We start from the raw sequence: 25,693 nt of genomic DNA, 5'->3' as shown, positions 1-25,693 counted from the left end.
GTAAAGGAGGGCGCAGAATGGCGCTTGAATCGTTCAAGGCCCAGATCAGCATGCTGCTCGAAGAAATGGTCAACCAGCCGGAGGACGAGCACGAAATCCAGGAGCAGCTGCGCGAAAAACTGCGCGAAATGCGCGCCATGGGATTGCCGCTGCCGGAAGATCTTGTCGAATTGGAAAAGCGTCTCGACGACGATCTGGACGTCGAAGAGGAAAGTTGAGCGGTTCTCTCGTCGAATCTGCGCGCGCACGCTTCTCTTTTGCGGCGGCCGCACAATATCTCCCTTGTCGTGACGCGCCGACGGCGCGAGTTCGAGGAGAACAGCATGATCCGGATTGCCGGCTTCGCAGGCCTTGCCCTGCTTCTGGCCACCAGCGCCTTCGCCCAGCAGGCTGATCAACTGCTGCTGACCGGCAAGGACGCTTTCGGCGACTGGAAGGCCGACAAGCCAGGTGTGCGCCGGCTGATTAGGCCGGATGATCTGAAAAGACCCAACATCACCGGATCCGCCTCCAACAGCGCCGGCCTCGGCGATCGGCCCGAGGGCGCGAAGCCCGTCCTGCCGCCTGGGTTTTCGGCCGAACTGGTTGCTTCCGGCATTTCCAATCCGCGGGTCGTGCGCGTGGCGCCGAACGGCGACCTGTTCGTCGCCGACAGTGACGCCAACCAGATCCGCGTCTATCGGCTGGCCAAGGGTAGCGCGAAGCCGGCCGAAGAGGGCATTTTTGCCGACAATCTCAACCAGCCCTATGGCATCGCCTTCTACCCGCCTGGCGACAAGCCGCAATGGGTCTACGTCGCCAACAACGACAGCGTGGTCCGCTACGCCTACCGCGACGGCGACCTTAAAGCCTCCGGCGAACCGGAGACGATTGTCTCCGACATCCCTACCGGCGGCCACTGGACCCGCGATATCGCCTTCTCGCCGGACGGGAAGACGCTGTATCTCTCGGTCGGCTCCGGATCGAACGTCGCGGAGGGCATGCAGAAGGCACCGAAGGGCGGCCTTGACGCCTGGGCAAAATCACAGCCACTCGGCGCCACCTGGGGTTCCGAGGATGGCCGTGCCGACGTGCTGGCCTTCGGCCCCGACGGCAAGAATGGCCGCATCCTCGCTACCGGCCTGCGCAATTGCTCGGGCATGACCGTGCAGCCGGCCACCGGCGCGCTGTGGTGTGTCGTCAACGAGCGCGACGGTCTCGGCGACGATGTGCCGTTCGAATATGCCACCTCAGTCAAGGACGGCGCCTTCTATGGCTGGCCCTGGTATTATATCGGCGCCAACGAGGACCCGCGTCACGAGGGCGCGCGCCCAGACCTCGCCGGCTCGGTCACCGTGCCCGACGTGCTGATGCAGGCGCATTCGGCGCCGCTCAACATCGCCTTCTATGACGGCGGCAATTTCCCGGCAGAGTACAAGGGTGACGCCTTCGTCGCCCTGCACGGCTCCTGGAACCGTGGTATGAGGACCGGCTACAAGGTGGTGCGGCTGAGATTCAGCGACGGCAAGCCGACCGGCGAGTACCAGGATTTCATCACCGGCTTCGTCCTCTCCGACGACGCCGTCTGGGGCCGGCCGGTCGGCGTCGCGGTGGCCAAGGACGGCGCGCTTATCGTAACCGAGGATGGCAACGGCACCATCTGGCGCATCACCCATGTCGATGGCCCATCCTGAGCCGGCGAACAGCGCAATCCGGCCCTAATGCACGTCCCGATGGATCACCTTGGGATAGGTATGGATCACCTCGGCCGATGAGACGCGGTCATCAAAACCGGTATCCCTGAGATTGAAGAGGCCGACCGAGCCGAAGGACTTCTTCGCCCCTTGCGCGAAGCGGCCGTCGCTGAAATCGTGTTCGTAAAGCGTCACCGTGACGTGGCCGGCATTGAGCTTCGGCACGTAAACACTGCTGATGGTGTCGTTGGCGACGCCAAGCTGGTTGACGTTGAAGCGATAGAGGTCCTGCACCATGCGCCGGGCCGCATTGCCATTGATCATCCAGTATTCGCGGCGCGATGCGCGGTTCGGGTCGATGAGTTTGAGCGGCGCCTTGCGGCCAAGCCCGAGCCAGTGCTCGAACACCATCACATTGGCGCCCCACGGATAGGGATAGTTGGACTTGTCGATGATGCGTGGCGGGCCATCCTCGGCAATCTCGGCGGTATCGACATAGTCCAGCCATTGCAGCTGGAACGACGCTTCCACGTTGAGGTCGGTACTGCGCGGATCGGCAGGGATGATGCGCCAGTCGGAGACCGGCGGATATTTGGTGTCGAGGTCGATGTAGAATTCGCCTTTGGCGGTGTCGTCGGGGTCTATCTTTTGCGGTCCGTCACGCTCCATCGCCACCAGTCGCACCTTGAACCGGTTGTTGACTACCAGCGGATAGATCATCGGACGAATGGGGTGAGCGCCAGGGTCCCGGCTGTCGGTAAAATATCCAGTCTGCGGAACGACATCGCTATCGCCCTTGTCGAACAGGCTGAAAGCCTGACGCCCCTCGAACCACAGATACCATTCCAGCTCGTGGACGTGACCGCGTGCTTCGGAATAGTTGTTGGGCATCCACTTCATAAGCTGGATGTGAAGTCTTTTGGCTAACATGGGTGCTCCTGCCGTTCGGAGCCATGCGAGATAGCCGACCGCCTTCGAGGCGTAAGTGAACCATCTCTCGCTTTCAGGCGATGATGACCGGCTTTCATGTCCTGCTTGGCGCAATCGAATCCGTTTTGCCGTTGCAGGCTTTTCATGGCATCAGAGTCGTTTCACGAGGTGCGACCGTCATGACCCTCACCGGCTTCCTTGCCTATAGTGCTGCGCTGGGCATCGCCGCCGCCATTCCCGGCCCCGGCGTCACCGCGCTTGTGGCGCGGGCGCTCGGATCCGGCTTCCGCTCGTCGCTGGCGATGTCGTTCGGCCTGATGCTCGGCGACCTCATTTATCTCACCGCGGTGGTGCTCGGCCTTGCCTTTGTCGCGCAAAGCTTCGGCATGGTGTTTCTCGTCATCAAATGGCTGGGCGTCGCCTATCTCGCCTTCCTCGGCTGGCGTTTCTGGACGGCCGGGATCACGCCCGAGACTGTCGAGGCCAGGAAAGGCAAGGGCGGCCTGGTATCGAGCTTCCTTGCCGGCCTCACCGTCACGCTGGGCAACCCGAAGACGATGATCTTCTACCTCGCCATCACGCCGACCATCGTCGACCTGAAGACCATCACGCTCGCCGACTACGGCATCCTGGTCGCGCTCACCGTTATCGTGCTCTTCGTGGTGCTTGTGCCCTATCTGGCGCTGGCCGCCAAGGCGCGCTGGTTCCTGAAATCGCCGCGCGCGCTGAAGGCGCTGAACCGCACCGCCGCTGGCTTCATGGTGGGCGCGGCCGCAGCCATTGCCGCACGTCAGTAGATCGGTTCAGGCAATTCATTCCGCCGATCGGTCCATCCGGAAATGCGGCTTCGGAAGGCAAGCGTTTTCAGCAAGCGGCCCACTCGATATTTTCGGCCGGCAGCCTATCTTGCGCGGGCGAAAGCCTTATTCTGTCCGCCGACGCCAATTGCCTGATCTGATTTGGGAGCGAAACCAATGAACAAGCCTTCCGCGCGCGTGCCCGGCCGCGGCCGTGTCTACAACTCGATCACCGAGACGATCGGCGACACGCCGCTGGTGCGGCTCGACAAGTTCGCCAAGGAGAAGGGCGTCGTTGCCAACCTTCTTGCCAAGCTCGAATTCTTCAATCCGATCGCCTCGGTCAAGGACCGCATCGGCGTTTCGATGATCGAGGCGCTGGAAGCGTCGGGCCGGATCAAACCCGGCAAGACGACGCTGATCGAGCCGACCTCCGGGAATACCGGTATCGCGCTCGCCTTCGCCGCTGCCGCCAAGGGCTACAAGCTGATCCTGACCATGCCCGAAACCATGTCGGTGGAGCGCCGCAAGATGCTGGCGCTGCTCGGCGCCGAACTGGTGCTGACGGAAGGGCCGAAAGGCATGAAGGGCGCCATCGCCAAGGCGGACGAGCTGGCCGCCACCTTGCCCGACGCCGTCATCCCGCAGCAGTTCGAAAACCCGGCCAACCCGGAGATCCACCGCCGCACCACCGCTGAGGAGATCTGGAACGACACCGATGGCGGGGTCGACATCTTCGTCGCCGGCATCGGTACCGGCGGCACGATCACCGGCGTCGGCCAGGTGCTGAAGCAACGCAAGCCCTCGGTGCATGTCGTCGCCGTCGAGCCGGAGGCCTCGCCGGTGCTGTCGGGCGGCCAGCCCGGCCCGCACAAGATCCAGGGCATCGGCGCCGGCTTTGCGCCCAAGATCCTCGACACCTCGATCTATGACGAGATCGTCAAGGTCTCCAACGAGGATTCGGTCGCCAATGCCCGCCTCGTCGCCCGCCTCGAAGGCGTGCCGGTCGGCATCTCGTCGGGCGCCGCCCTGCAAGCGGCGATCGTCGTCGGCTCACGGCCGGAGAACAAGGGCAAGAACCTTGTGGTGATCATCCCGTCCTTCGCCGAGCGCTATCTGTCGACGATCCTGTTCGACGGGCTGGGCGCTTAGTTTTCGCGGAGCGGGAAGGACGGATAGGTAGCGATCCGTACCTCCTTCTGTCCCGCCGACACCTCCAGCACTTGCTCCGTCTGGACCGCACAAAATACCGCGTGGCACCGGGCCGACCCGCTTGAGCGCGGCGCTCTGCCGGTGCAAATCTCCAACGGCCCGCGTGGGCCGGGGAGGACATTCATGTACAGACTTTACACGCGCCCAGGCAGTGGCGGTTTCGTCGTCGAGGCCGCATTGGCGCTGGCAAACGCGCAATTCGACCAGATCGATGTGCCCAAGAAGGATCCGCCGGACCCGGCTTTCCTCGACATCAGCCCGTTGAACCAGGTTCCGGTGCTGACCTTGCCCAACGGTCAATCGATAACCGAATCGGCGGCGATCTGCATCCTGCTTGCCGAGCGCCATCCGGAGGCGGGTTTGGCGCCGGCCGCCGGATCGCCGGATCGCGCCGGTTTCCTGCGCTGGATGGCGTTCATGTCGTCGGTGCTCTACCCCGCCATCCTGCGCCTCTACTATGCCCATCGCTACACCACCGATGCCGACGGCAAGAAAGCCGTCAAGCAGGCAGCCATTGCCGAGATGGACCGCGGCTTCGCCATTGTCGATGCAGCCCTCGAGGGGCGCGGCTGGCTGGTCGGCGACGCGATGTCGCTGGCCGACATCTACCTCGTCATGCTGGTGGCCTGGCACCCCGATATGGACAAGGCGCGAGCCGACTGGCCGAACATCGAACGCTTATGGTCGGCGCTGCGCGCGCATCCGCTGATGAAACGGCTCAACACCACGCATGAGATGTGGCCGGCCTGAACGGACGCTTCAATTTCGCAGGATCGCCCGTTTCGCCTGCAGGAAGCGGCGCACGGCGGGGTCGCGTTCAAGGCCGATCGCCCGGTCATAGGCTTCGACCGCTTGCGCCGCATTGCCGAGCCTGGCCAGCAGGCCGGCGCGAGCGGCCCAATAGGGCTGATAGTCGTTGAGCCGCTTGTCGTCGCCCAGCACGTAGAGCGCCGCCAGTCCTGCCGCCGCCCCTTCGGCCTCGGCAATCGCCACGGCGCGGTTGATCGAAATCACCGGCGAGCCTGATATCGCCGACAGCGCATCGTAGAAGTTACGGATCGCCGCCCAATCGGTTTGGCCGGTCCGTCGCCGCGTCGCATGCACCGATTGTACCGCCGCTTCGAGCTGATAGCGGCCGATGACGCCCATGGTGGCGGCGCGGCCCAGCAGCGCCTCGGCTTCGTCGATCAGCGCGTGATCCCAAAGACGGCAATCCTGGTCGGCGAGCGGCACATAATCTCCAGCCGCATCGCGCCGCGCCGAGCGCCGCGCCTCGGCAAACAGCATCAGCGCCAGCAGGCCGAGCGCTTCCGGTTCGTCCGGCATCAGGGATGCCACCAGCCGCCCGAGCCAGATGCCTTCGGTCGCCAGATTGCGCGCTCTCGTCTCGGTCCCTGCCGGGTCGGTCCAGCCTTCGGCGAAAGCCGCGTAGATCGCTTCCAGCACCGTTTCCAGCCGCTCGCCGAGTTCGGCGCGATCCGGCACGCGGAACGGAATGCCGATCTCGCGGATGCGGCTCTTGGCGCGCACCAGACGCTGGCCCATCGTCGCCGGCGAAACCAGGAAGGCCGAGGCGATCGTCGCCGCGTCGAAACCCAGAACCGTTTGCAGGATCAGCGGCGCCCGCACGCTGGCTTCGATTGCCGGATGCGCACAGGCAAACATCAGCCTGAGACGTTCGTCGGGCAGGTCTTCGTCTTCCATGCTCGCCTCCATCTCCTCGGCCATCAGCTTGAGATGGTCGCGGCTCGCCTCGCTGGTCAGCCGACGGCGCACCGCATCGACACCACGGCGGCGCGCGACGGCCAGCAGCCATGCCTCAGGCTTCTCAGGCACGCCGGTCTGTGGCCAGCGCTCCAGCGCCGCGGCAAAGGCCTCGGCCAGCGCGTCCTCGGCGCCGGCCACGTCGCGGGTGCGCGCCGCTAGCCAGGCGACCAGCTTGCCGTAACTCTGCCGGGCGGCCGCTTCGGCCGCCGCCCGCGCGATCTCCGGGCGACTGTCCATCACATTGTCATTTCTTGGGCATGTAGTCGGCCATTTCCCAGATCGGCCGCAACTCGACCGTGCCGGCGCTCGCCGCCGGACAGCGCGCCGCCCAGTCGATGGCGGTATCGATATCGGCCGCCTCGATCATGTAGAAGCCGGCAAGCTGCTCCTTGGTGTCGGCATAGGGGCCGTCGATCACGTTGGTCTTGCCGTCTGTGATCCGCACCGAGGTGGTCGCCTGGGTCGGGCGCAACCGTTCGCCGGCGAGCCATGCGCCGGATTTCTTCAACGCTTCGGTATAGGCGGCATATGCTGCGCTCATCTGCTGAGCCTTTTCGATTGGCGTGTTCGCCTGCGCGGCTTCGTCGCTGTTGATCAAAAGCATGTATCGCATGGGTCTTCTCCCGTGGTTTCGAAGGCCGCGTCCTAGCGGGGCCAGACGTATGTCGCGCGGCGGCGGCCGATTTCGACAGGCTTCAGAAAAAACTTTCGCCTCCGCCAGGAGATTTCGCAAGGACCAGATGTTCCTCCGTCTGCTGGCGGATGACCGGCAGCGGACTGGCCGTGGCTCCGCACAGCACTATCCTCTGTCGTTGGCGGGCACGTCACACGAGGCATGGGAGAAGAGAATGGAACTCGTGACCCACAAGAAATTCAAGAACGGCCGGTTGATGCCATGGGGCAAAGGCACGGTCGTCAGCGGTGCGAAAGGCACCGTCTATCTCTGCGGCAACACCGCGACATCGGCTGACTACGATCCGGCCGCCAAGAAGGGTGGCGGCTTCGCCGGCGATGCCGCGGCGCAGTGGCGGGAAGTTCTCGGCAACATCAAATCGGATCTGGAAGAACTTGGCAGCGGGCTCGACCATCTCATCAGGCGACCTTTTTCGTCAAAGGGCCATTTCCCGACGGCGGCGTCCTCAGCTCGCCTAATTTTCGTCTCGACGTGCTGGACGCGTTTTTCGCCGAGCATTGTCCGAAGCATTGTAGCGACAACAATCCGCCGCCTTCGGAGGTAATCGGCGTCGCAGCGCTTGCCCAGGCAGACATCGTCATCGAGATCGTCGCCGTCGCGGCGCTGCCGGACTGAGGCGCGAATGAACAGGCCGGCCTTGCGCGAGGTCGCCATTGCGACCGAAGCGCGCCGGCACGAGTTGCGCCGCCGCGCCGGTGCGGATGTTGCACCAGGCCTCGGCTTTGGCCAGTGAGCGCCCGGCAACGAGCAGGATCAGGCGGGGCTCGCTCTCCAGCAATTGCACGATGCGGCCGCCGAAATTGCCATAGCCGCCAACGACCAGAAGCCTCATGGCGCCGCTCTTTTTGCGTATGTCGTTTTCCCAGAACTGGAGGTCACTTTTGGGTGACATGCGATTAGCCGATCACGCGCGCACGTATCGCGGCGGACCGGATCTCGCAACTGTCCTTGCGGCCGAACGTGGCATAGCGGTTTTTGGCGATGCGTTCGTAGAGCCAGTCACGCAAGGGGCGCGGGATGAGCAGCAGGGCCTTCGCCGCCCGCCACGGCCAGCCGAGTTCGGCGGCCATCACCGCGATGAAACTGTCCAGCCGCATGAAGGGAGCGCCGCCGACAAGGACCAGATTGGTCTCGTAGCTGTCGGTGCGCAGCCCGTATCTCTGGAACAGCCCTCGCCGAAGGGCGACTGCGCCGTGGCGAAGCGGAAGCGGTTTTTGCGGTCGAGCCCGACCACCGTGCGTACGAAGCCCGAGCACAGCACGCAGACGCCGTCGAAAACGATCAATGGCTGGTTGGCATCGAAGGGTTCAGGAGAAGAAGTCACGGGACATCCGGCAACTTGTGTCTTCAGACACTAAGCCCGCCGGCAGCGGGATCAAAGCCGCGGCCTTGTCGCACGGCTTCTCGCGGCCAGCGCGGGGCGCTCGGCGCGATAGGTGGTTGCGCGGGGATCGGCCTCCGGTCTGCAGATCCGGCTGTCGTGACGCGTTTCGAACGTCATGATCAGTGCGCGCCGAGCGAGCTGCCGCGACGGGCGCAGGCCGGACCCGGGCCGCGCATGTAGTAGCGCTCCGGCCGATAGGTCGGCGCGATGAACTCGCGGATGGCGGCGGCATAGCCGGCGATGTGGCCCCAGAATTTCATTTTACTCAAGTCCCTGTCCCGATTTTCGGATGTCCCGTCCGATTGCGGGGATCATAGTGTCGAGGCGTGAATAGTCGGTGAACACGATGTTAATCTTTGGTCGAAAACCCCATGCTTCGTGGCCGGAATGCGGCTGTTTGGGGGTCTTTCGGTGTAGTTCGTCGCCATTTCCGGCATTGTGACTTTTGCATCACATATGTTTCGTCTGGATGTCGCTTGGGCGCGGTTCTGTTTCAGATTTGGCGAGCCTCTCGAAATTTCCATGCTCGCTGCCGAAATGCCCCTGGTTGCGCGCCCGGAACCGGAACGGGCCTTGCCCGTTCTCGCTTGAACCGCATCGCGCAGGAGTTCGCCATGGCACCTCGCCCCGCCTGGAAGGGCTATCTGAAACTGTCGCTGGTCACCTGCGCTGTCGAACTGACCAACGTCGTCACCCACGCCGAAAAAGTTTCGTTCCGGGTGCTCAACCGCAAGACCGGCAACACGGTCAAGCGCATCTATGTCGATTCTGAAACCGGCAAGCCGCTGGGCGATGGCGACGAGATCAGGGGCTATGAGGTGAGCCCCGGTGAGTTCGTCTATGTCGAGGACGAAGAGATCGAAGCGGTGCAGATCGAGTCCTCGCACACGATGGCGCTGGACGGCTTCGTCGACAAAGCCTCGATAGAGCAGATCTATCTCGACACGCCCTATTATGTCACGCCCGCCGACAAGGTGTCGGAGGAGGCCTTTGCCGTCATTCGCGATGCCATGGCGGACAAGAAGATGGCCGGGCTGGCGCGCGTCGTGCTCTATAGCCGCGAGCGGCCCGTGGTCATCGAGCCGCGCGGCAAAGGCATGGTGCTGACCACCTTGCGCTACGGCAACACGGTGCGGGAGCCGGAGAGCATCTTCGGCGACATCAAGGCGGTGAAGACCGACCAGGAGATGACCGATATGGCCGAACGCATCATCGACAAGAAGAAGGGGAAGTTCGATCCGTCGACATTCGAGGACAAGTATGAGGACGCGCTGCTCGAACTGATCCGCGCCAAGAAGGCCGGAAAGAAGGCTCCGAAAGCGCAGGCCGCGCCCAAGCCGTCCAATGTCGTCAATCTGTTCGACGCGCTGAAGAAGAGCCTGTCCGATGGCGGCCAGGCGGAAGGCCCGGCGAAGAAGGCCAAGCCGGCGGCAAAAAGCGGCAAGGCGAAAGCTTCTGCGCCCAAGCGCAAGTCGGCTTGAGGGTCGGCGCCGTGGCCAGCCTCGAACAATATCAGTCCAAACGCGATTTCAAGAAGACGGCCGAGCCGGCGGGCAAGGTCGCGCGCGGCAAGCAGCCCGGCGGCATCTTCGTCGTCCAGAAGCACGACGCGACCAGGCTGCACTATGATTTCCGCCTCGAGCATGAGGGCGTGTTGTGGAGCTGGGCGGTGACGCGGGGCCCGAGCCTCGACCCGCACGAGAAGCGGCTGGCCGTGCATGTCGAGGACCACCCGATCGACTATGCCGGCTTCGAGGGCACCATTCCCAAGGGCGAGTATGGCGGCGGCACCGTCATCGTCTGGGACGAAGGCACATGGACGCCGGAGATCGACCCGGCCAAGGCGATGAAGAAGGGCCATATCGACTTCGAACTCAACGGCCAGAAGCTGAATGGGCGGTGGCATCTGGTCAGGTTAAGACCCCGCCCGGGCGAAAAGCGCGACAACTGGCTGCTGATCAAATCCGACGATGCCGCCGCCCGCCCCGGCGAGGATATCCTGAAGGACGCACCGAAATCGGTGAAGTCCGGCCTGACCATCGAAGAGGTCGCGGAAGGCAAGACCGCCGACGGCAAGAAGCCGAAGGTCTGGCACTCCAACAAGCCCGCGGCATCCAGCAAGGCGAAAGCCGGCAAGCGCCTCGACTTCGTCGAGCCGCAGCTGGCGACGCTGGAGCGCGAGGCGCCACCCGGCGAGGACTGGCTGCATGAGGTGAAGTTCGACGGGTACCGCATGCAGGCGCAGATCGCCGGCACGGAGGTGCGGCTGCTGACCCGCACCGGCCTCGACTGGACGGGGAAATTCGGCCCCGAGATCGTCGCGGAACTCGCCCAGCTGAAATGCAGCGACGCCATCATCGATGGCGAGATCGTCGTGCTCGCCGACAGCGGCGTTTCGTCCTTCTCGCTGCTGCAGCAGGATCTCTCCGCCAATCGAACCGACCGCTTCACCTACTATGTGTTCGACCTGATGCGGCTTGAGGGCAAGGATTTGCGCCGCGAGCCGCTGGTCGAGCGCAAGCAGGCGCTGCAGGAGTTGCTCGGCGAGACGGCCGAAAATGCCGCCGTCCGCTTCAGCGACCATTTCGCTGAGCCCGGCAAGATCATGCTGCAGCACGCCTGCCGCATGGGCCTCGAAGGCATCGTCTCCAAGCGCGCCGATGCGCCCTACCGCAGCGGCCGTGGCCCAAGCTGGGTGAAGTCGAAATGCACGGCCCGCCAGGAATTCGTCATCGGCGGGTATCTGCCCTCGGACAAGACCGGCCGCGGCCTGCGTTCGCTGCTGGTCGGCTACCACGAGGGCGGCAAGCTCCACTATGCCGGCCGCGTCGGCACGGGCTTCACAGCCAGGAGCGCCACCGATTTGAAGAAAAAACTCGATGCGCTGAAGGCAGACGCCTCGCCGTTTGCCGCCGCGGTGCCAAAGGGCAAGGGTTTGGTCTGGGTCAGGCCCGAACTTGTCGGCGAAGTGGAGTTCCGCAGCTGGACCTCGGACCGTATAATACGCCACGCGTCGTTCCAGGGACTGCGCGAGGACAAGCCGGCGGAGGAAGTCGTGCAGGAAAAGCCATCGAAGGCGGCAAACAAGGCAAAGCCGGCGGCAGGCGGCGCCGGCAAGGCCGCCGGGGCTAAGGCGCCCGCGACGATCACGACCAGCGTAAAACTATCCCATCCCGACAAGCTGCTGTGGCCCGAGGAAAAAATATCCAAGCAGGACTTGCTCGAACACTACGCGCTGGTCTGGCCGCGCATGGAGCAGTTCATCGTCAACCGGCCGCTCAGCCTGGTCAGGGCGCCGGATGGCATCGGCGGTCCGCGCTTCTTCCAGAAACATGCTTCGGCCGGCATGAGCGACAAGATTGCCCGCATGAAGGACCCGACCGATGGCGAGGAAATCCTGTTCATCCGCGATTTCGACGGCCTTGCCGCTCTGGTCCAGTACGGCGTGGTCGAGGTCCACATCTGGGGCTGCAAGATCGATGAGCTGGAAAAGCCGGATCAGATCATCTTCGATCTCGATCCCGACGAAGGCGTCGACGTCAAGGCGGTGCGCGAGGCCGCGCTCGACATCAGAGGCAAGCTCGACGATCTGTCGCTGCCGAATTTCGTCAAGCCGTCAGGCGGCAAGGGCTATCACGTGCTGGTGCCGCTGAAGCCGTCGGCGGATTGGAAGGCGGTCAAAACCTTCTCGCATGATTTCGCCAAGGCGCTGGAGCAGGCCGCGCCCGACCGCTACACGGCGACGCTGTCGAAAAAGGCGCGCACCGGAAAAATCTTCGTCGACTATCTGCGCAATGGCAGGGGCTCGACCACCGTCGCGCCCTACTCTTCCCGCGCCAAGAAGGGCGCGACGGTCTCGGTACCGGTGACGTGGGCGGAGGTTGAGAAGGGGCTAGCGCCGAATTCCTTCCCGATCGGCGACAAGACGACGCTGAAGGAATTGGAGAAGGCCGATCCGTGGGCGGATTTCTTCGAGCAGGCGAAGGTGCTGAAGCGGGGGTGAGCGTCGCGCGCCTCACCTGCTACGCAAGCGTTCCGTCACACCCCCCTCTGTCCTCAAGGGGGGAGATTGGCAGCTTCGAGGCGCAGCTCACCTTTACGATGTTCGAGATTGGCGAAAGCTGTTGAGCGCGTAATCTCCCCCCTTGAGGGGGAGATGGCCGGCAGGCCAGAGGGGGGTGCTGTCCCGCCAGCGTCGCCCAATTAGCGCTGCCGAACCTCTACGCCAAAAACACCCGCTCGAACGCCTGCTTCCCCGGCGGTGAAAACACCACCGCGCGGCTGTCCTTCTCCCGCCTTGCCCATTTCTCCGCCAGGATCTTGTCCAGAATAGCCGCGCCCAGCGTTCCCGCAAGGTGCGAGCGGCGCACGCTCCAGTCCAGGCAGGCGCGGCAGACCGGCCGGCGCGGCTTGGCGCCGACGTCGATGCCGATGGCCGAAAAATGCGAGGCTGCTGCTGGCCCCAGCCGGATCTCCCCCGGCCTGGTCTCCCCGAGCCTGATCTCATTGTCGTCGCGCAACAGGATGCCGCGCGCGACGAACCGGTCCAGCATCGCCACCGCCTGCTCGCCGGCGAGGTGGTCGTAGCAGACGCGGGCGACGCGCATGGCGCCGTCGCGCGGGCCGGGCCGCACCCGCTTGGGGCCGACCGCTTCGGCCACCCCGGTGATCGCCTCGATCATGCCGGCAACCTGCGGCCCGGCGAGGCCGTAATAGCGATGCCGTCCCTGGCTGGCCAAAGTTAAAAGCCCGCCCTCCATCAGTTTCGACAGATGCGAGGACGCCGTCGGCAGCGAGACGCCGGCCTCCAGCGCCAGTTCGCTCGCCGTCAAAGCCGTGCCGCCCATCAGCGCATTCAGCATGTTTGCCCGCGCCGGATCGCCGACCAGGCTGGCGATGCGGGCAATGTCGGGTCCTTCACGCATAGTTAGGCCTCCATCGAAGCATTCTCGTCAGATAAGCATTATTGTCGGGCGGGATCAAGGAGAACGCCGATGCCAACCGCTTCCGCCTCACTCGCCAGCCGCCGGCCGTTCCCGTTCGTCACCTGGCTGCAACGGCGGCTTCTCGCCCGCTGGCACGACCGCCATCTGCAGCGGCTAGACCTCGCGGAGGTCAACGACCATCTGCTGCGCGATCTCGGCCTGACCCGTGAGGATGTGCGCCGCGAATGCGCAAAATCCTTCTGGCAGGCCTGACCGCCAGCGCTTTTGCTTAGCAGACCCTGCGGCACAACGTTTCGACGCCGCTCGAACTATCGATGCGAACCCAAGGAGATCACGATGACCATCACCTGCTTCATCCGCTATGAGATCGACCCGTTCGGCAAGCCGGCCTTCGAGCAATATGCCAAGGCCTGGGGCCAGGCGATCCCGCGCTGCGGCGCCGATCTGATCGGCTACTACGCCCCGCATGAGGGCTCGGCCACCACCGCCTACGCCGCCTACAGCATCGACAGCCTCGCCGCCTACGAAGCATATCGCGCCCGTCTCGCCGCGGATCCGGCGGGCAAGGCCAATTACGAATTCGCCCGCCGCGAAAAGTTCATCTTGAAAGAGGACCGCATCTTCCTGAAGCTGGTGTCGGGGCCGCATGGACCGCGGCAGCTGTTCCAGACCGCGGTCAAGGAGGAGATATGATCGCTGTCATCTTCGAGGTGCAACCGGCTGAGGGAAAGCGCGATGCCTATCTCGGCATCGCTGCCGAACTGCGGCCGCTGCTCGACGGCATAGACGGTTTCATCTCGATCGAGCGCTTCCAGAGCCTGGGCGATCCCAACCGGGTCCTGTCACTGTCCTTCTGGCGCGACGAGGAAGCGGTGAAAGCCTGGCGCAACACGGAAGAGCACCGGCAGGCGCAGCATGCGGGCCGCGGCGGAATATTTGCCGGCTACCGGCTGCGGATTGCGCATGTGGTGCGGGATTACGGGCTGACGGAGAGGGACGAGGCGCCAGAGGATAGCAGGGCGGTGAATGGGTGACTAGGTATCGGCGTCGCTCCAGGCCCCCTCATCCGGCCGCTTCGCGGCCACCTTCTCCCCGCTGGGGAGAAGAGACTGGCGCAGGCTTCGAAAATCTCCTCTCCCCTCGGGGAGAGGTCAGCCGAGCGAAGCGGAGGCTGGGTGAGGGGGCGCTTGGCGCTCACGCATTCCCGATCAGCACCCCGGCCGCAAACACCAGCGCCCCGCCCAGCACCACCTGAAACGCCGCGCGCAGGAACGGGGTTTGCATGTAGCGGTTCTGCACGAAGGCGATCGCCCACAATTCGAAGAACACCACCACGGCCGCCACCGCCGTCGCCGTCCAGAAATGCGGGATGATGTAAGGCAGCGCGTGGCCCAGTCCACCCAGCGTCGTCATGATGCCGACCGTCAGTCCGCGCTTGATCGGCGAGCCACGCCCTGACAATTTGCCGTCGTCGGAAGCGACTTCGGTAAAGCCCATCGAGATGCCGGCGCCGATCGAGGCGGCGAGGCCGACCAGCAGCGTCTGCCAGGTGTCGTGCGTGGCAAACGCCGCGGCAAAGATCGGCGCCAGCGTCGACACCGAGCCATCCATCAGCCCGGCCAGTCCCGGCTGCACATAGGTCAGGATGAATTGGCGCTGCTCGGCGCTGGCTTCCTCGTCCTTCACCTCGCCCGGCACAAGTTTCTGCTCCAGCCGATGCGCCGAATTCTCGTGGCTTTGCTCGGCCGCGGCCAGGTCGCCGAGCAGTTTCCGCGTCGAGGCATCGCCGGTGCGCTTGGCCGCCTCGACATAGAAGCGATAGGCCTGCCGCTCCATCTCTTCGGCTTGGCGCCGCACATGCTCGATGCCGAGCGGCCGCACCAGCCAATCGGGCTTGCGCTCGTAATAGCCTTTCACGTGCTCGCGGCGCAGCAACGGAATGCGCTCGCCGAAACGCTTGCGGTAGAGCTCGATCAGGGAATCGCGATGGCCGTCCTCCTCCTCCGCCATCGCCTCGAACACTTTCGCCGATTGCGGAAAACTGTCCGCCAGCCCGTCGGCATAGGCGCGGTAGATGCGCCCGTCATCCTCTTCGGATGAAATTGCCAGGGCCAGGATCTCCTGTTCCGACAGCGTTTCGAAAGGACGGCGGCCGAAACCGAAGACACGGGAAAGCATGAGAAATTCACCCCAGTTTAGAACAATTCTAAACTAGGCGCTGCAATCTCCGCGGTCAATCACCGGTCAAGAAATGTTGAAGCGCCGGATTGCAACGCGCCCTTCATTATCGGCAAATGTTCACCTATATTGTCGCGACACGCAAAGCGAAAGGTATCCAAGAGATGACGGCAAAGCCGCACGACCACTTCGATCCGAAACCCGTCCTCGATCTGATCGCCAGCATCGAGGCCGATTTGCAGCGGCTGAAAGGCCTGGTCGAACAGCAGGTCGAAAAATTCGACCCCGCCAATCCGCACAACAAGGCGCCCGACGGCAAGCTGACCGAGGAGGGCGTCGAGTGCTGCTACCGCCTGTTCGACGAAGGCAAGTCGCGCTATTCGGTCGCCCAGCAGATGAAGATCTCGTTTGCCGCCGCCACGCACCGGTTCAATTCCTGGCGCAAGGCGGGCGGGCCGAAGCGGCAGAGGGCGTTGATGGGATAATTGGCGAAAGCCGAAGCGACATCTGATCTCCCCCCTTGAGGGGGAGATGCCTGGCAAGGCAGAGGGGGTCGGTCCGACCGGGCTCGACGTCCTGCGCGGCAGATGGAGGGCTAGCGCTTCACGCGCGGCGACCCCCTCTGTCGCCTTCGGCGACATCTCCCCCTCGAGGGGGGAGATTAGCAGCTTCGCCCGCCCTACGGCGTCAGTTCAATCTCTTCCGTCTCGCCGCCTTCGCAGGTGTAGCAGCAGTCGTCGCATTTTTCCTTGTTGTTGGGGCCGACGCCCCAATAGGTGCCCTCGTCGCCGTCGACCCAGGCGCCGTAGCAGATGGACTCGCCTTCGTCGCACGAGACCGGGATCTGCTTGGTCTCGCCATCGTCGAGATAGAAATCCTTGTCATTGCCCGGCCAGACATAGTCGCGGTCCTGGCTGTAGAGCTCGAGGCGCATGGCGTTGGGATGGCTGTTCTTGACGGCGAAGGTGATGTCGGCGGCATGAGCGGCCGGCGCAAACAGCGCGGCAAGCGAGAGCGCGACGACGACGCGGCGCAGACAAGTGAAAGACATTGAAACCCCCGAGGCAAATCGGCCCCCCGGCCGAGGGAATCAGCATCGCATGATGGCGGCTGACATTGAAGGGGAGCGGCTGACTGATTTTGGGGTGATTGGCGAAGGCGGCGGAGCGCTAATCTCCCCCCTCGTGGGGGAGATGCCTGGCAAGGCAGAGGGGGGCGCTGTCCCGCCGACCTCTCATTCCTGCAGCCGCGTCATTTCAATTTTAGGCTTGCTGATCCATACGCTGGCGATCCTTCGCGCCCCCCTCTGTCCTGCCGGACATCTCCCCCACGAGGGGGGAGATCAGCAGCTTCGGCGCCCCGCCCCTCACTCCACCAGATCGATCGTCTCGGTCGTTTTCTCCACGCAGATGAAACAGCACGTATCGCAAGGCTGGTCATTATCCGGCCCGACCCCAGCCGAAATCGCATCATTGCCATTCACCCAGGCGCCATAGCAGATATTCTCGCCCGGATTACACGAGATCGGCACCGATTTCTGCGAGCTCGGATCGATCAGAAACACCTGGTCGCCGCCCGGCCACGACATCTTGCGGTCACGGCTGAACAGCTCCACCGCCACCGCCTGGCTGCGCAGGTTCTTGACGAAGAACGCCATATCGGCGGCGTGGGTTGGGGTGGCGAGGAGCAGGGCGGCAAGGGTGAGGCGGAGCATGATGGGGTTTCCGAATCGGAGATGCGAGGGTCGCACGCCGCGAGGGCCGGGCCTAGAGCCACGGCTAGGCAAGTCCCCCTCACCCGGATTGCCAGCCGAATTGCGAAAGGCAATTCGGGGCAATCCGACCTCTCCCCGAGGGGAGAGGAGCTCGCTCGGCGCTGGTGCTCGCCTCTTCTCCCCAGCGGGGAGAAGGTGGCCGCGAAGCGGCCGGATGAGGGGGCGGCCTCGTGATACCCTACGCCCCCTACTGCCCCCACTTCACATGCGGCGCCAGCCGTCGGATCGCGTCAATCACCTCGGCGACTTCAGCAACGTCCATATCAAGCCGGCGAAAGTCAGCACCAGGAACGGATAGCCGGCGGCGGGCAGTGGCGCCGAAATCGGCAGCAAGGGCGCGCCCCACAGCACCATGGCCACCGTCACGACAAACAGGATGGCACGCCGGTGAGCCGCATCCACAGCGCAAAGTGTTCGCCGCGCCGATCAGGAAGAGCGCCGCCGCCCAAAGCGAGATGCCGCCGACATAGGAGGGAACGCTGGCCTCCAGCCCCGCCGCATTGCCTGATATGATCAAGCTCTCGCCGACGAGGAAGGTGAGGAACCCGGCGGCTACGCACTCGTTGCCCAGCCGCTGGTATTTCATGGTCAGCAGCGCGGTTGCCACCACAAGCGCCACGCCCTCGATCGCCCACAGCGTTTCGCGCAGCGGCGCGCTGGCGACGAAGGTGCCGGCCAGGCCAAAGACGCCGCCGATCGCGAGGCCTATCGCGGCGATGGTGTCGGATGTAGTGCGCATGCGATGTCTCCCGGAGCCTGGGAGAGAATATCTCAGGAAGGGCCGTTCTCCAATGGCGACGCGGTGCCTCTCTCTGCACGAAGAAGCCGAAGAACGCCATGATCAGGAGTGGTCCGATGGCGGGAAAGAGAGCATTCCGGACGCGTTGTTGCAGATTTCAAGCAACACGGACATCGGTGGGAATGGGCAGACCAGCTTAAGGTATCGAGAAGTGGCTGCTCTTGCCGCCTGCTCTCGGCCGGCCATCCAACACTCTTGCGACTCACGGAAAAGCTGGTTGCGATCCGATTGGAAAATATTTCTTCAGTATAGAGTTGCCTTCTCTTTCTATCTACCATAGAAAATATGGGGGGATTTTTATGCCACGATTTTCTGAATATTTTCAGCTCAACAAAAGTCAGTCGGAGCTTGATTTCGTCGATGTCAGTAACGATTATGACACGCCGGTCTACGTCGACCCTTATGCAATAGAAATTAGAGATGACATATGGGCAGCACGCGCCTCCGAATCCATTCGGTCATTCTTTCTCGAGGTTATGGCCGCGCTTAAGGCGAAAGATCGGTTTCGTGCAACGAACCTTATGTCTCATCTTCATGAACCTCGCGAAACATTTCTAGGGGTATCCAGCGGAACGCCACAGGGACTTGGAGTGGGCGCCGGTCAAGCCGGTCAACTAATAAATGCGATCCTAGGAAGTGCCGCATACAAATCTGGGCTTCTTACTGATCTTTCTGAGGTCGCGCTCTACGTCCCCGGCATAGATAGAGATAAGATTTCGGATCTTACTACGAACATAATTCGACATTTACTTCAAGAGTATACGGAAGAGCAATGTGATCTATTTGGTATACCCGTCAAACCATTTTCGGGGCCGCCTGGATGGGATGTCAATAAAAAGAACTGGGTCAGCAGATATGCTAACCTTCCAGATATAGACGGAGAGCCCGTAATTCTCATTCCTAAGTACATTGTTAGGAGAAATTTGTCTCTTAACTCTCAAGAGTTCTACAATAAACAGATAACAGATTTCCTCGTAGCGGAGAATTTGAAGGCAAACAGTTCTCTTGTTCAAACTATCAAGGGTGTCAGTGTCGTATATAAAAAGGATGTTCGGGAGGCCAACCCGCCATCAAAGAATTTTACCGCCGAGATCGTGCTGGCCAACCCGGAACTGCTAAAGCTTTATAAGGAGCTAGCAAAGCGCCACAGCTCTCTAGCCGTGTTCAACGATGAGGACCCGTCGGTCACCGCGATCTGCGGACGACTGGTCCCACTTTTTAACCAGATACCAACCGGGGCAAAGGCTGCAAGTGACTACCACAACCTGATCACGGGTGCTCTCACGGCTCTGTTTTACCCGGACCTTATTCAGCCCCACAAAGAGTGGGAGATACATGATGGCCGAAAGCGCATCGACATTGTATTCACGAATGCCGCCGACGATGGTTTTTTTGCGCAACGCCGGGATGATCGCGCCACTCGCGCCAACACTGTGGTCGTGGAGTGCAAAAATTACACGAGCGACATCCACAACCAAGAGATAGATCAGCTTTTGGGCAGATTTGACAAGAATCGCGGATATTTCGGCATCATAACATGCCGAAATATCGAAGATAAGGTCACGTTAGAGAAACGGCTTCGAGATGCTGCGACACGCCACCAAGGCTATATTGTTGCTTTAACCGACAAAGACATTATTGAAATGCTCGATTGGAAAGCGTCCTTAAACGATGACGCGATACGGGCCAAACTCTTTGGGATGTACCGTGCGTTACTTGCGTAGTTAGGCACAAACCGATCGGCGGCCAATCTCCGCCGTGCAGCTTCAGCGTCGCGCTGGCGGGGACCCCGCTGCCTCCGGCAGCTCCCCCCGCTTTCGAAGCCTGACATCGATCCACTGGATCGATGTCTTGGCGCGCAGAGCGCGCCAACCGGCTTCTCAATCCCCCATCTTCAGCGCCTGGATAAACGCCTCCTGCGGGATATCGACCTTCCCAAACTGGCGCATCCGCTTCTTGCCTTCTTTCTGTTTGTCCAGCAGCTTGCGTTTGCGCGATACGTCGCCGCCGTAGCACTTCGCCGTGACATCCTTGCGCAGCGCCGAGATGGTTTCGCGGGCGATCACCTTGCCGCCGATCGCGGCCTGGATCGGGATCTTGAAGAGGTGGTTCGGAATCAGCTCCTTCAGCTTCTCGCACATCTGGCGGCCGCGCTTTTCCGCCGCCGTGCGGTGAACCAGCATCGACAGCGCGTCGACCGGCTCCTCATTGACCAGGATCGACATCTTGACCAGGTCGCCTTCCTTGTAGTCGGTCAAATGATAGTCGAACGAGGCGTAGCCCTTGGAGATCGACTTCAGCCGGTCGTAGAAGTCGAACACGACTTCGTTGAGCGGCAGGTCGTAGATCAGCATGGCGCGCTTGCCGACATAGGACAGGTCGGCCTGGATGCCGCGCCGGTCCTGGCAGAGCTTCAGGATGCCGCCGAGATAGTCGTCGGGGGTCAGGATGGTGGCGCGGATCCACGGCTCCTCGATGGCCGAGATTTTCACCACGTCGGGCATGTCGGCCGGGTTGTGCAGCTCTTTCATCGAGCCGTCGGTGAGCAGCAGCCGGTAGACGACGCTGGGTGCCGTGGCGATGAGGTCGAGGTTGAACTCGCGCTCCAGCCGCTCCTGGATGATTTCGAGATGCAGCAGGCCAAGGAAGCCGCAGCGATAGCCGAAGCCAAGTGCTGCGCTGGTTTCCATTTCGTAAGAGAAGCTGGCGTCGTTGAGGCGCAGTTTGCCGACGGCGGCGCGCAGGTCCTCGAAATCGGCGGCGTCGACCGGGAACAGGCCGCAGAACACCACCGGCTGGGCCGGCTTGAAGCCGGGCAGCGCATGCGCCGTCTGGCGCTTGTCCTCGGTGATGGTGTCGCCGACGCGTGTGTCGGCCACTTCCTTGATCGAGCCGGTGAAGAAGCCGAACTCGCCGGGGCCGAGCTCGTCGACATTAATGCGGGCGGGCGTGAACACGCCGGTGCGCTCGACCAGATGTTTTGCGCCGGTGCCCATCATGCGGATGGTCGCGCCCTTTTTCAGCACGCCGTCGATGATGCGCACCAGAACGATGACGCCGAGATAGGCGTCGTACCAGCTGTCGACCAGCATGGCCTTCAGCGGTGCTGACGCATCGCCTTCGCGCGGCGGCGGCAATTGGTGGACGATTGCCTCCAGCACGTCGGGAATGCCAAGGCCGGTCTTGGCCGAGATCAGCACGGCGTTGGAAGCGTCGATGCCGATCACCTCCTCGACCTGCTCGCGGATGCGCTCGGGCTCGGCGGCCGGCAGGTCGACCTTGTTCAGCACCACGACGATCTCGTGGTTGTTGTCGATGGCCTGGTAGACATTGGCCAGCGTCTGCGCTTCGACGCCCTGGGAAGCATCGACGACCAGCAGCGAGCCCTCGCAGGCGGCGAGCGAGCGCGACACTTCATAGGCGAAGTCGACATGGCCGGGCGTGTCGATCAGGTTGAGGATATAGTCCTCGCCATTGTTGGCGCGGTATTTCAGCCGCACCGTCTGCGCCTTGATGGTGATGCCGCGCTCGCGCTCGATGTCCATCGAGTCCAGCACCTGCTCCTTCATGTCGCGCAGCTCCAGCCCGCCGGTGGACTGGATCAGCCGGTCGGCAAGCGTGGATTTGCCATGGTCGATATGGGCGACGATGGAGAAATTGCGGATGTGGTCGAGAGGCGTGCTCATGGCGCGCGCTTTAGCAGGGGCGGGTTGCAGGGGCAAGCGGGGGTAGTGGTGCCCTTGCCTTCTCCCCTTGTGGGAGAAGGTGGATCGGCGCGCAGCGCCGAGACGGATGAGGGGTGTTCCAGCTTGACGCCGGCGGTTCTTTCACCGCCATGGCTGCAAACTGACATCCCTTACATAAGCGATTATCGTGGTGCAGACGCTGTCCATGTCTTTCAGGACATCGTCATTCCAAAAGCGCAACACACGAAAGCCTCTCGCCTCCAGTTCCGTTCTACGGGCCTGGTCCGACTCTGAGTCCGCATGCTGACTCCCATCGATCTCGATGATGAGGAGTGATTCAAGACAAGCGAAATCGGCGACGTATTTTCCAACAGGAACTTGGCGCCGAAATTTGATCCGATCGAGCCTGCGGTCACGTAGTTCGTGCCACAGCTTGTCTTCCGCCTCCGTCATTTCACGTCGGAGCGAACGGGCAAAGTTTCGTTTGGCGGGAGCGACGGGCTGATGTGGCATGACGTTAGATTAGCCAAGGTCTCACTCCGCTGGAACACCCCTCATCCGTTCGGCGCTTCGCGCCGATCCACCTTCTCCCACAAGGGGAGAAGGCAACGACGCGTCCGCCCCCAATCACGAAGCGGTGAACCATGTAACGAAGCCTCGGGCAGCGACGAAGTGTGGGATGAACCCGCCGCAACGGAGACCCCCGATGACTGGACTTAACCCAAAACGCGCCGGCATGCTGGCTGCCGCAGGTGCGGCGCTGATGATGTTTGGCGGCACCGCCTTCGCCCAGCCGCTCACCGTGGTCGAATTGTTCACCAGCCAGGGCTGTTCGTCTTGCCCGCCGGCCAATGCCAACCTGATCAAGGTCAAGGACCAGCCGGGCGTTCTGGCGCTGTCGTTCAACGTCACCTACTGGGACTATCTCGGCTGGAAAGACATTTTCGGCCGCGAGGAATTTACCCAGCGCCAGGTGCGCTATGAGCCGTCGCTCGGCCGCTCCGGCCCGTTCACGCCGCAGGTCGTGGTCAATGGCGGTGCCGATGCGGTGGGCGCGGCATCAGGCGAGATCGAGCAGCTGATTTCCGCGAGCGGTCACACGAAGGGGCCGATGCTGTCGCTCGACGGTGGCAAGATCAGCATCGGCGCCGGTTCCGCGCCGGCCGGCCGCGCCGATGTCTGGCTGGTCCGCTACAACAAGGGCGTCATCGAAGTGCCGGTGGCGCGCGGCGAGAATACCGGGCGCACGCTGCCGCATGCCAATGTCGTGCACTCGCTGGAGAAACTCGGCAGCTGGAGCGGCGACGCCACCACACTGCCGCTGCCGGCGGCAAGCGGCGGGCTGAGCACCGCGGTGCTGGTGCAGTCGCCGGGTGGTGGGCCGATCCTGGCTGCAGCCGCCGACTGATTCTTTTTCTACGCAACGCTGCTAGCGCGGCATAACCGGGCCCGCATCCGCGCGCCCTCTTCAAGGAGGAAATACCATCATGAGCAAGACCCTGACCGCGCTCGCTTTTGCGCTATCGATGACCGGCTTCGCCGCCGGCGCCCGTGCCGACGAAGCGACCAACGCGATGAAGCCCGCGATGGCAACCGATGCGATGAAGCCCGTGACCGATGCCATGGCGCCGGCGACCGATGCCATGAAGCCAGCCGACCCGATGGCGACGAATGCAATGAAACCCGCCACCGACGCCATGAAGCCGGCCGATGCCATGAAACCCGCAACGGATGCGATGAAGCCGGCGGACGCCATGGCGCCCGCGCAATAAGGCTGGGTCCCATGGCCCGGCCGCACAGTGGCCGGGCCGGCGCACGGCAATTTGAGAAACCTGGCGGGACGTTCTGTCGTATAGTCTTCGCCACCATCAAGGAGATCAGACATGACCGGCATTGCAAAAAAAAGAACGCCGATCTTCAAGAGCGCGCTTGCCGCGCTCATCGTCGCCGCCGCGGCGGCTGCCTTCTGGCAGAGCCCGGCGCGCTCGGCCGAGGACGCGGTGGTGATCCCGCCGCCGGCAGTGGACGAGAAGGCCGCCAGCGGCAGCGAGAAGGCTATCTTCGCCGGCGGCTGCTTCTGGGGCGTGCAGGGCGTGTTCCAGCACGTCAAGGGCGTGACCAAGGCCGTCTCCGGCTACACCGGCGGCGCCAAGGATGACGCCGTCTACGAAACGGTGGGCAGCGGCCGCACCGGCCACGCCGAATCGGTCGAGATCACCTACGATCCGTCCAAGGTGACCTATGGCCAGCTGCTGCAGGTCTATTTCTCGGTCGCCCACAACCCGACGCAGTTGAACTTCCAGGGCCCGGACTCGGGCACCCAGTACCGCTCGACGATCTTTGCCGAGAATGGCGAGCAGCAGAAGATCGCCCAGAGCTACATCGCCCAGCTCGACCAGGCCAAGGTGTTTGCCAAGCCCATCGTTACCACGCTGGAGACGGGCAAAACCTTCTATCCGGCCGAGGAATATCACCAGGACTTTCTGACGCTGAACCCGACCTACCCCTACATCGTCTACAACGACCTGCCCAAGGTGGCGAATTTGAAGGCGCTGTTCCCGGGGTTGTATAGCGAGAAGCCGGTGCTGGTGCTGGCGGGGAAGAGCTGAGCACCTAATCTCCCCCCTCGAGGGGGAGATGTCGCCGGAGGCGACAGAGGGGGTCGGTCCGACCGGACGCGACCTCCTGCGGCAGAAGAAGGTTAGCGCTCCACGCGCGGCGACCCCCTCTGGCCTGCCGGCCATCTCCCCCTCAAGGGGGGAGATCAGCTCCCCTTCAATCATACGTCAGATCCGTCGCCTTCCCGCCGAACACCCGATACGCATAGAACGAATAGAAGATGATCACCGGCAGCACGACCACCGTGCCGGCGAGGATGATGGCCAGGCTTTCCGTCGCCGACGCCGCCTGCCAGATGGTCAGCCTGTCGGGCACCACGAAAGGATAGAACGACCAGGCAAGCCCGGCAAAGCCGAGCGCGAAGATGGCGGCGAGCGTCAGGAACGGCCGCAGCGCGTGGCGGTCGTCGGGCTTGGGCAGGTGGAAGGTCTGCCGCCACAGCCACAGGAACAGCAGCGCCGACAGGATCGGCAGCGGCGACAGATAGAGCATTTCGGGCCAGACGAACCATTTGGCGAAGATGCGCGGGCTGGCGAATGGGGTCGCCAGCGACACCGCCGCCATGCCGAGCGCGGTCAGCACCAGGGCTGTCCGCAGCCAGGCCACCGCCTTCCTCTGCAATTCGCCCTCGGTCTTGTAGATGACCCAGGCCGCGCCCATCGCTGCATAGGCCGCCGACAGGCAGAGCGCCACCAGCGCGCCGAAAGCGATGCCACCAAAACCGACATCGAGGCCAAGCACATAGACGCCGAGCATATAGCCTTGCGCCACCGAGGCGATGACGGAACCGAGGAAGAAAATGCGGTTCCAGCGATGCTTCTTGCCGGCCGGCACCTTGGCGCGGAAATCAAAGGCGACGCCGCGCAGGATGAGGCCAACCAAAAGCACGAAGACCGGAATGTAGAGCGCGGTGAGGATGACGCCATGCGCCAGCGGAAAGGCGACCAGGAGCAGGCCGACGGCCAGCACCAGCCAGGTCTCGTTGGCATCCCAGAACGGGCCTATTGCCGCGATCATGGTGTCCTGCTCGGCATCTTCGGCGACCGAGAACAGGATGCCGATGCCGAGATCGAAACCGTCGAGGATGACGTAGATCAGGATGGCGAGGCCCATCAGGCCGGCGAAGATCAGGGGCAGCGCGGTTGGCCAGTCGAAGGTCATCGGTCTGTCATCCCTCTCATCAACGGTTCTGCCCTTCGCTATGGCTCCGGGCGTTCGTCATTCGAAAAGCCAA

Annotated in this window: 31 protein-coding genes; 16 read left to right on the top strand and 15 right to left on the bottom strand. The window is 63.0% G+C overall.

Translation table 11 applies throughout. From position 1 onward, the window contains the following. The first annotated feature begins 17 nt into the window (after nucleotides 1-17). Complete coding sequence (locus NKL06_RS16625) at nucleotides 18-218, top strand: hypothetical protein (protein WP_023692948.1); 201 nt, start codon at nucleotides 18-20, stop codon at nucleotides 216-218. 105 nt (nucleotides 219-323) lie between these two features. Then, the gene (locus NKL06_RS16620; protein WP_023692949.1) at nucleotides 324-1,673 is read left to right on the top strand and encodes a PQQ-dependent sugar dehydrogenase; all 1,350 of its coding nucleotides are present in this window, start codon (nucleotides 324-326) and stop codon (nucleotides 1,671-1,673) included. A 24-nt stretch (nucleotides 1,674-1,697) separates the two neighbouring features. Here NKL06_RS16620 and NKL06_RS16615 read toward each other — a convergent pair whose 3' ends face one another. After that, the gene (locus tag NKL06_RS16615; RefSeq protein ID WP_155927230.1) at nucleotides 1,698-2,603 is read right to left on the bottom strand and encodes a hypothetical protein; all 906 of its coding nucleotides are present in this window, start codon (nucleotides 2,601-2,603) and stop codon (nucleotides 1,698-1,700) included. A 179-nt stretch (nucleotides 2,604-2,782) separates the two neighbouring features. On the opposite strand from NKL06_RS16615, the gene NKL06_RS16610 reads away from it, so the two are divergent. The 3 genes from NKL06_RS16610 (at nucleotide 2,783) to NKL06_RS16600 (ending at nucleotide 5,362) form a co-directional block, all read left to right on the top strand. Continuing rightward, the gene (locus NKL06_RS16610; protein ID WP_023692951.1) at nucleotides 2,783-3,400 is read left to right on the top strand and encodes a LysE family translocator; all 618 of its coding nucleotides are present in this window, start codon (nucleotides 2,783-2,785) and stop codon (nucleotides 3,398-3,400) included. A gap of 177 nt (nucleotides 3,401-3,577) precedes the next feature. Then, complete coding sequence (cysK, locus tag NKL06_RS16605) at nucleotides 3,578-4,552, top strand: cysteine synthase A (protein ID WP_023692952.1); 975 nt, start codon at nucleotides 3,578-3,580, stop codon at nucleotides 4,550-4,552. Between the two features lie 183 nt (nucleotides 4,553-4,735). After that, the gene (locus NKL06_RS16600) at nucleotides 4,736-5,362 is read left to right on the top strand and encodes a glutathione S-transferase family protein (RefSeq protein WP_023692953.1); all 627 of its coding nucleotides are present in this window, start codon (nucleotides 4,736-4,738) and stop codon (nucleotides 5,360-5,362) included. Nucleotides 5,363-5,371: 9 nt separating this feature from the next. Here the strand turns inward: NKL06_RS16600 and NKL06_RS16595 are convergent, their stop codons facing one another. Then, on the bottom strand, nucleotides 5,372-6,616 hold the full coding sequence (locus NKL06_RS16595; RefSeq protein ID WP_023692954.1) for an RNA polymerase sigma factor: 1,245 nt from the start codon (nucleotides 6,614-6,616) through the stop codon (nucleotides 5,372-5,374). 7 nt (nucleotides 6,617-6,623) lie between these two features. Continuing rightward, a complete protein-coding gene (locus tag NKL06_RS16590) occupies nucleotides 6,624-6,992 on the bottom strand; it encodes a YciI family protein (protein ID WP_023681239.1) in 369 nt (122 codons plus the stop codon). Nucleotides 6,993-7,041: 49 nt separating this feature from the next. Here NKL06_RS16590 and NKL06_RS16585 point away from each other — a divergent pair, with 49 nt between their 5' ends. After that, on the top strand, nucleotides 7,042-7,617 hold the full coding sequence (locus tag NKL06_RS16585; protein WP_245267127.1) for a hypothetical protein: 576 nt from the start codon (nucleotides 7,042-7,044) through the stop codon (nucleotides 7,615-7,617). A gap of 33 nt (nucleotides 7,618-7,650) precedes the next feature. Here the strand turns inward: NKL06_RS16585 and NKL06_RS16580 are convergent, their stop codons facing one another. The 4 genes from NKL06_RS16580 to NKL06_RS16570 form a co-directional block, all read right to left on the bottom strand. Continuing rightward, nucleotides 7,651-7,965, bottom strand: a complete 315-nt coding sequence (locus tag NKL06_RS16580; RefSeq protein WP_023692955.1) for a hypothetical protein — start codon at nucleotides 7,963-7,965, stop codon at nucleotides 7,651-7,653. Between the two features lie 4 nt (nucleotides 7,966-7,969). Then, nucleotides 7,970-8,197, bottom strand: coding sequence for a thiol-disulfide oxidoreductase DCC family protein (locus NKL06_RS16575; protein WP_280940135.1), 228 nt, complete (start codon nucleotides 8,195-8,197; stop codon nucleotides 7,970-7,972). Then, nucleotides 8,143-8,307, bottom strand: coding sequence for a hypothetical protein (locus tag NKL06_RS32750; RefSeq protein WP_280790545.1), 165 nt, complete (start codon nucleotides 8,305-8,307; stop codon nucleotides 8,143-8,145). Before NKL06_RS32750 ends, NKL06_RS16575 begins: the two co-directional genes overlap by 55 nt. A 269-nt stretch (nucleotides 8,308-8,576) precedes the next feature. After that, nucleotides 8,577-8,726 carry a hypothetical protein gene (locus NKL06_RS16570; protein ID WP_196813601.1) on the bottom strand — a complete coding sequence of 50 codons (150 nt, stop codon included), beginning with the start codon at nucleotides 8,724-8,726 and terminating at the stop codon, nucleotides 8,577-8,579. 345 nt (nucleotides 8,727-9,071) lie between these two features. On the opposite strand from NKL06_RS16570, the gene ku reads away from it, so the two are divergent. After that, complete coding sequence (ku, locus tag NKL06_RS16565) at nucleotides 9,072-9,938, top strand: non-homologous end joining protein Ku (RefSeq protein ID WP_023672038.1); 867 nt, start codon at nucleotides 9,072-9,074, stop codon at nucleotides 9,936-9,938. Between the two features lie 11 nt (nucleotides 9,939-9,949). Continuing rightward, nucleotides 9,950-12,460 carry a DNA ligase D gene (ligD, locus tag NKL06_RS16560; protein ID WP_023692956.1) on the top strand — a complete coding sequence of 837 codons (2,511 nt, stop codon included), beginning with the start codon at nucleotides 9,950-9,952 and terminating at the stop codon, nucleotides 12,458-12,460. A 217-nt stretch (nucleotides 12,461-12,677) separates the two neighbouring features. Here ligD and NKL06_RS16555 read toward each other — a convergent pair whose 3' ends face one another. Further along, a complete protein-coding gene (locus NKL06_RS16555) occupies nucleotides 12,678-13,382 on the bottom strand; it encodes an ArsR/SmtB family transcription factor (protein ID WP_023692957.1) in 705 nt (234 codons plus the stop codon). Nucleotides 13,383-13,451: 69 nt separating this feature from the next. On the opposite strand from NKL06_RS16555, the gene NKL06_RS16550 reads away from it, so the two are divergent. From NKL06_RS16550 to NKL06_RS16540, 3 genes are all read left to right on the top strand, one after another. After that, nucleotides 13,452-13,655: a DUF1127 domain-containing protein gene (locus tag NKL06_RS16550; protein ID WP_023692958.1), complete on the top strand. Its 204-nt coding sequence runs from the start codon at nucleotides 13,452-13,454 to the stop codon at nucleotides 13,653-13,655. A gap of 84 nt (nucleotides 13,656-13,739) precedes the next feature. After that, the gene (locus tag NKL06_RS16545; protein ID WP_023692959.1) at nucleotides 13,740-14,096 is read left to right on the top strand and encodes an NIPSNAP family protein; all 357 of its coding nucleotides are present in this window, start codon (nucleotides 13,740-13,742) and stop codon (nucleotides 14,094-14,096) included. After that, complete coding sequence (locus NKL06_RS16540; RefSeq protein WP_023692960.1) at nucleotides 14,093-14,437, top strand: antibiotic biosynthesis monooxygenase family protein; 345 nt, start codon at nucleotides 14,093-14,095, stop codon at nucleotides 14,435-14,437. Before NKL06_RS16545 ends, NKL06_RS16540 begins: the two co-directional genes overlap by 4 nt. A 160-nt stretch (nucleotides 14,438-14,597) precedes the next feature. Here NKL06_RS16540 and mbfA read toward each other — a convergent pair whose 3' ends face one another. Then, a complete protein-coding gene (gene mbfA, locus NKL06_RS16535; RefSeq protein ID WP_023681248.1) occupies nucleotides 14,598-15,581 on the bottom strand; it encodes an iron exporter MbfA in 984 nt (327 codons plus the stop codon). 164 nt (nucleotides 15,582-15,745) lie between these two features. Here mbfA and NKL06_RS16530 point away from each other — a divergent pair, with 164 nt between their 5' ends. Next, a complete protein-coding gene (locus NKL06_RS16530) occupies nucleotides 15,746-16,066 on the top strand; it encodes a hypothetical protein (RefSeq protein ID WP_023692961.1) in 321 nt (106 codons plus the stop codon). A 194-nt stretch (nucleotides 16,067-16,260) separates the two neighbouring features. On the opposite strand, the gene NKL06_RS16525 is transcribed toward NKL06_RS16530, so the two are convergent. The 3 genes from NKL06_RS16525 to NKL06_RS16515 form a co-directional block, all read right to left on the bottom strand. Next, nucleotides 16,261-16,632 carry a hypothetical protein gene (locus NKL06_RS16525; RefSeq protein ID WP_023692962.1) on the bottom strand — a complete coding sequence of 124 codons (372 nt, stop codon included), beginning with the start codon at nucleotides 16,630-16,632 and terminating at the stop codon, nucleotides 16,261-16,263. Nucleotides 16,633-16,947: 315 nt separating this feature from the next. Further along, nucleotides 16,948-17,295, bottom strand: a complete 348-nt coding sequence (locus NKL06_RS16520) for a hypothetical protein (protein ID WP_031208472.1) — start codon at nucleotides 17,293-17,295, stop codon at nucleotides 16,948-16,950. Nucleotides 17,296-17,542: 247 nt separating this feature from the next. Beyond that, nucleotides 17,543-18,094 carry a hypothetical protein gene (locus NKL06_RS16515; RefSeq protein ID WP_245267128.1) on the bottom strand — a complete coding sequence of 184 codons (552 nt, stop codon included), beginning with the start codon at nucleotides 18,092-18,094 and terminating at the stop codon, nucleotides 17,543-17,545. Nucleotides 18,095-18,315: 221 nt separating this feature from the next. Here NKL06_RS16515 and NKL06_RS16510 point away from each other — a divergent pair, with 221 nt between their 5' ends. Next, nucleotides 18,316-19,878, top strand: a complete 1,563-nt coding sequence (locus tag NKL06_RS16510) for a DUF8370 family protein (protein ID WP_155927228.1) — start codon at nucleotides 18,316-18,318, stop codon at nucleotides 19,876-19,878. A 156-nt stretch (nucleotides 19,879-20,034) separates the two neighbouring features. Here NKL06_RS16510 and lepA read toward each other — a convergent pair whose 3' ends face one another. Both lepA and NKL06_RS16500 read right to left on the bottom strand, forming a co-directional pair. Then, nucleotides 20,035-21,840 (bottom strand): translation elongation factor 4, encoded by a 1,806-nt coding sequence (gene lepA / locus NKL06_RS16505; protein WP_023687530.1) that lies wholly within the window; start codon nucleotides 21,838-21,840, stop codon nucleotides 20,035-20,037. 141 nt (nucleotides 21,841-21,981) lie between these two features. Then, entirely contained in the window at nucleotides 21,982-22,353 is a 372-nt protein-coding gene (locus tag NKL06_RS16500; RefSeq protein WP_023681256.1) for an endonuclease domain-containing protein, read from the bottom strand. Between the two features lie 193 nt (nucleotides 22,354-22,546). Here NKL06_RS16500 and NKL06_RS16495 point away from each other — a divergent pair, with 193 nt between their 5' ends. The 3 genes from NKL06_RS16495 to msrA all read left to right on the top strand — a co-directional run bounded on the left by NKL06_RS16495 (nucleotide 22,547) and on the right by msrA (nucleotide 24,449). Next, a complete protein-coding gene (locus NKL06_RS16495; protein WP_023692966.1) occupies nucleotides 22,547-23,248 on the top strand; it encodes a DUF1223 domain-containing protein in 702 nt (233 codons plus the stop codon). 79 nt (nucleotides 23,249-23,327) lie between these two features. Next, entirely contained in the window at nucleotides 23,328-23,612 is a 285-nt protein-coding gene (locus NKL06_RS16490) for a hypothetical protein (protein WP_023692967.1), read from the top strand. A gap of 111 nt (nucleotides 23,613-23,723) precedes the next feature. Continuing rightward, nucleotides 23,724-24,449 carry a peptide-methionine (S)-S-oxide reductase MsrA gene (msrA, locus tag NKL06_RS16485; protein WP_023692968.1) on the top strand — a complete coding sequence of 242 codons (726 nt, stop codon included), beginning with the start codon at nucleotides 23,724-23,726 and terminating at the stop codon, nucleotides 24,447-24,449. A gap of 166 nt (nucleotides 24,450-24,615) precedes the next feature. Here msrA and NKL06_RS16480 read toward each other — a convergent pair whose 3' ends face one another. Next, nucleotides 24,616-25,620, bottom strand: a complete 1,005-nt coding sequence (locus NKL06_RS16480) for a cytochrome d ubiquinol oxidase subunit II (protein WP_023681260.1) — start codon at nucleotides 25,618-25,620, stop codon at nucleotides 24,616-24,618. Between the last annotated feature and the right edge of the window lie 73 nt (nucleotides 25,621-25,693).

It is taken from the genome of Mesorhizobium sp. C268A (genome assembly GCF_040324475.1).
GTDB lineage: Bacteria > Pseudomonadota > Alphaproteobacteria > Rhizobiales > Rhizobiaceae > Mesorhizobium.
The sequence above is the reverse complement of the archived record's forward strand: the minus strand, read 5'-3'. Positions and strand labels throughout refer to the sequence as shown.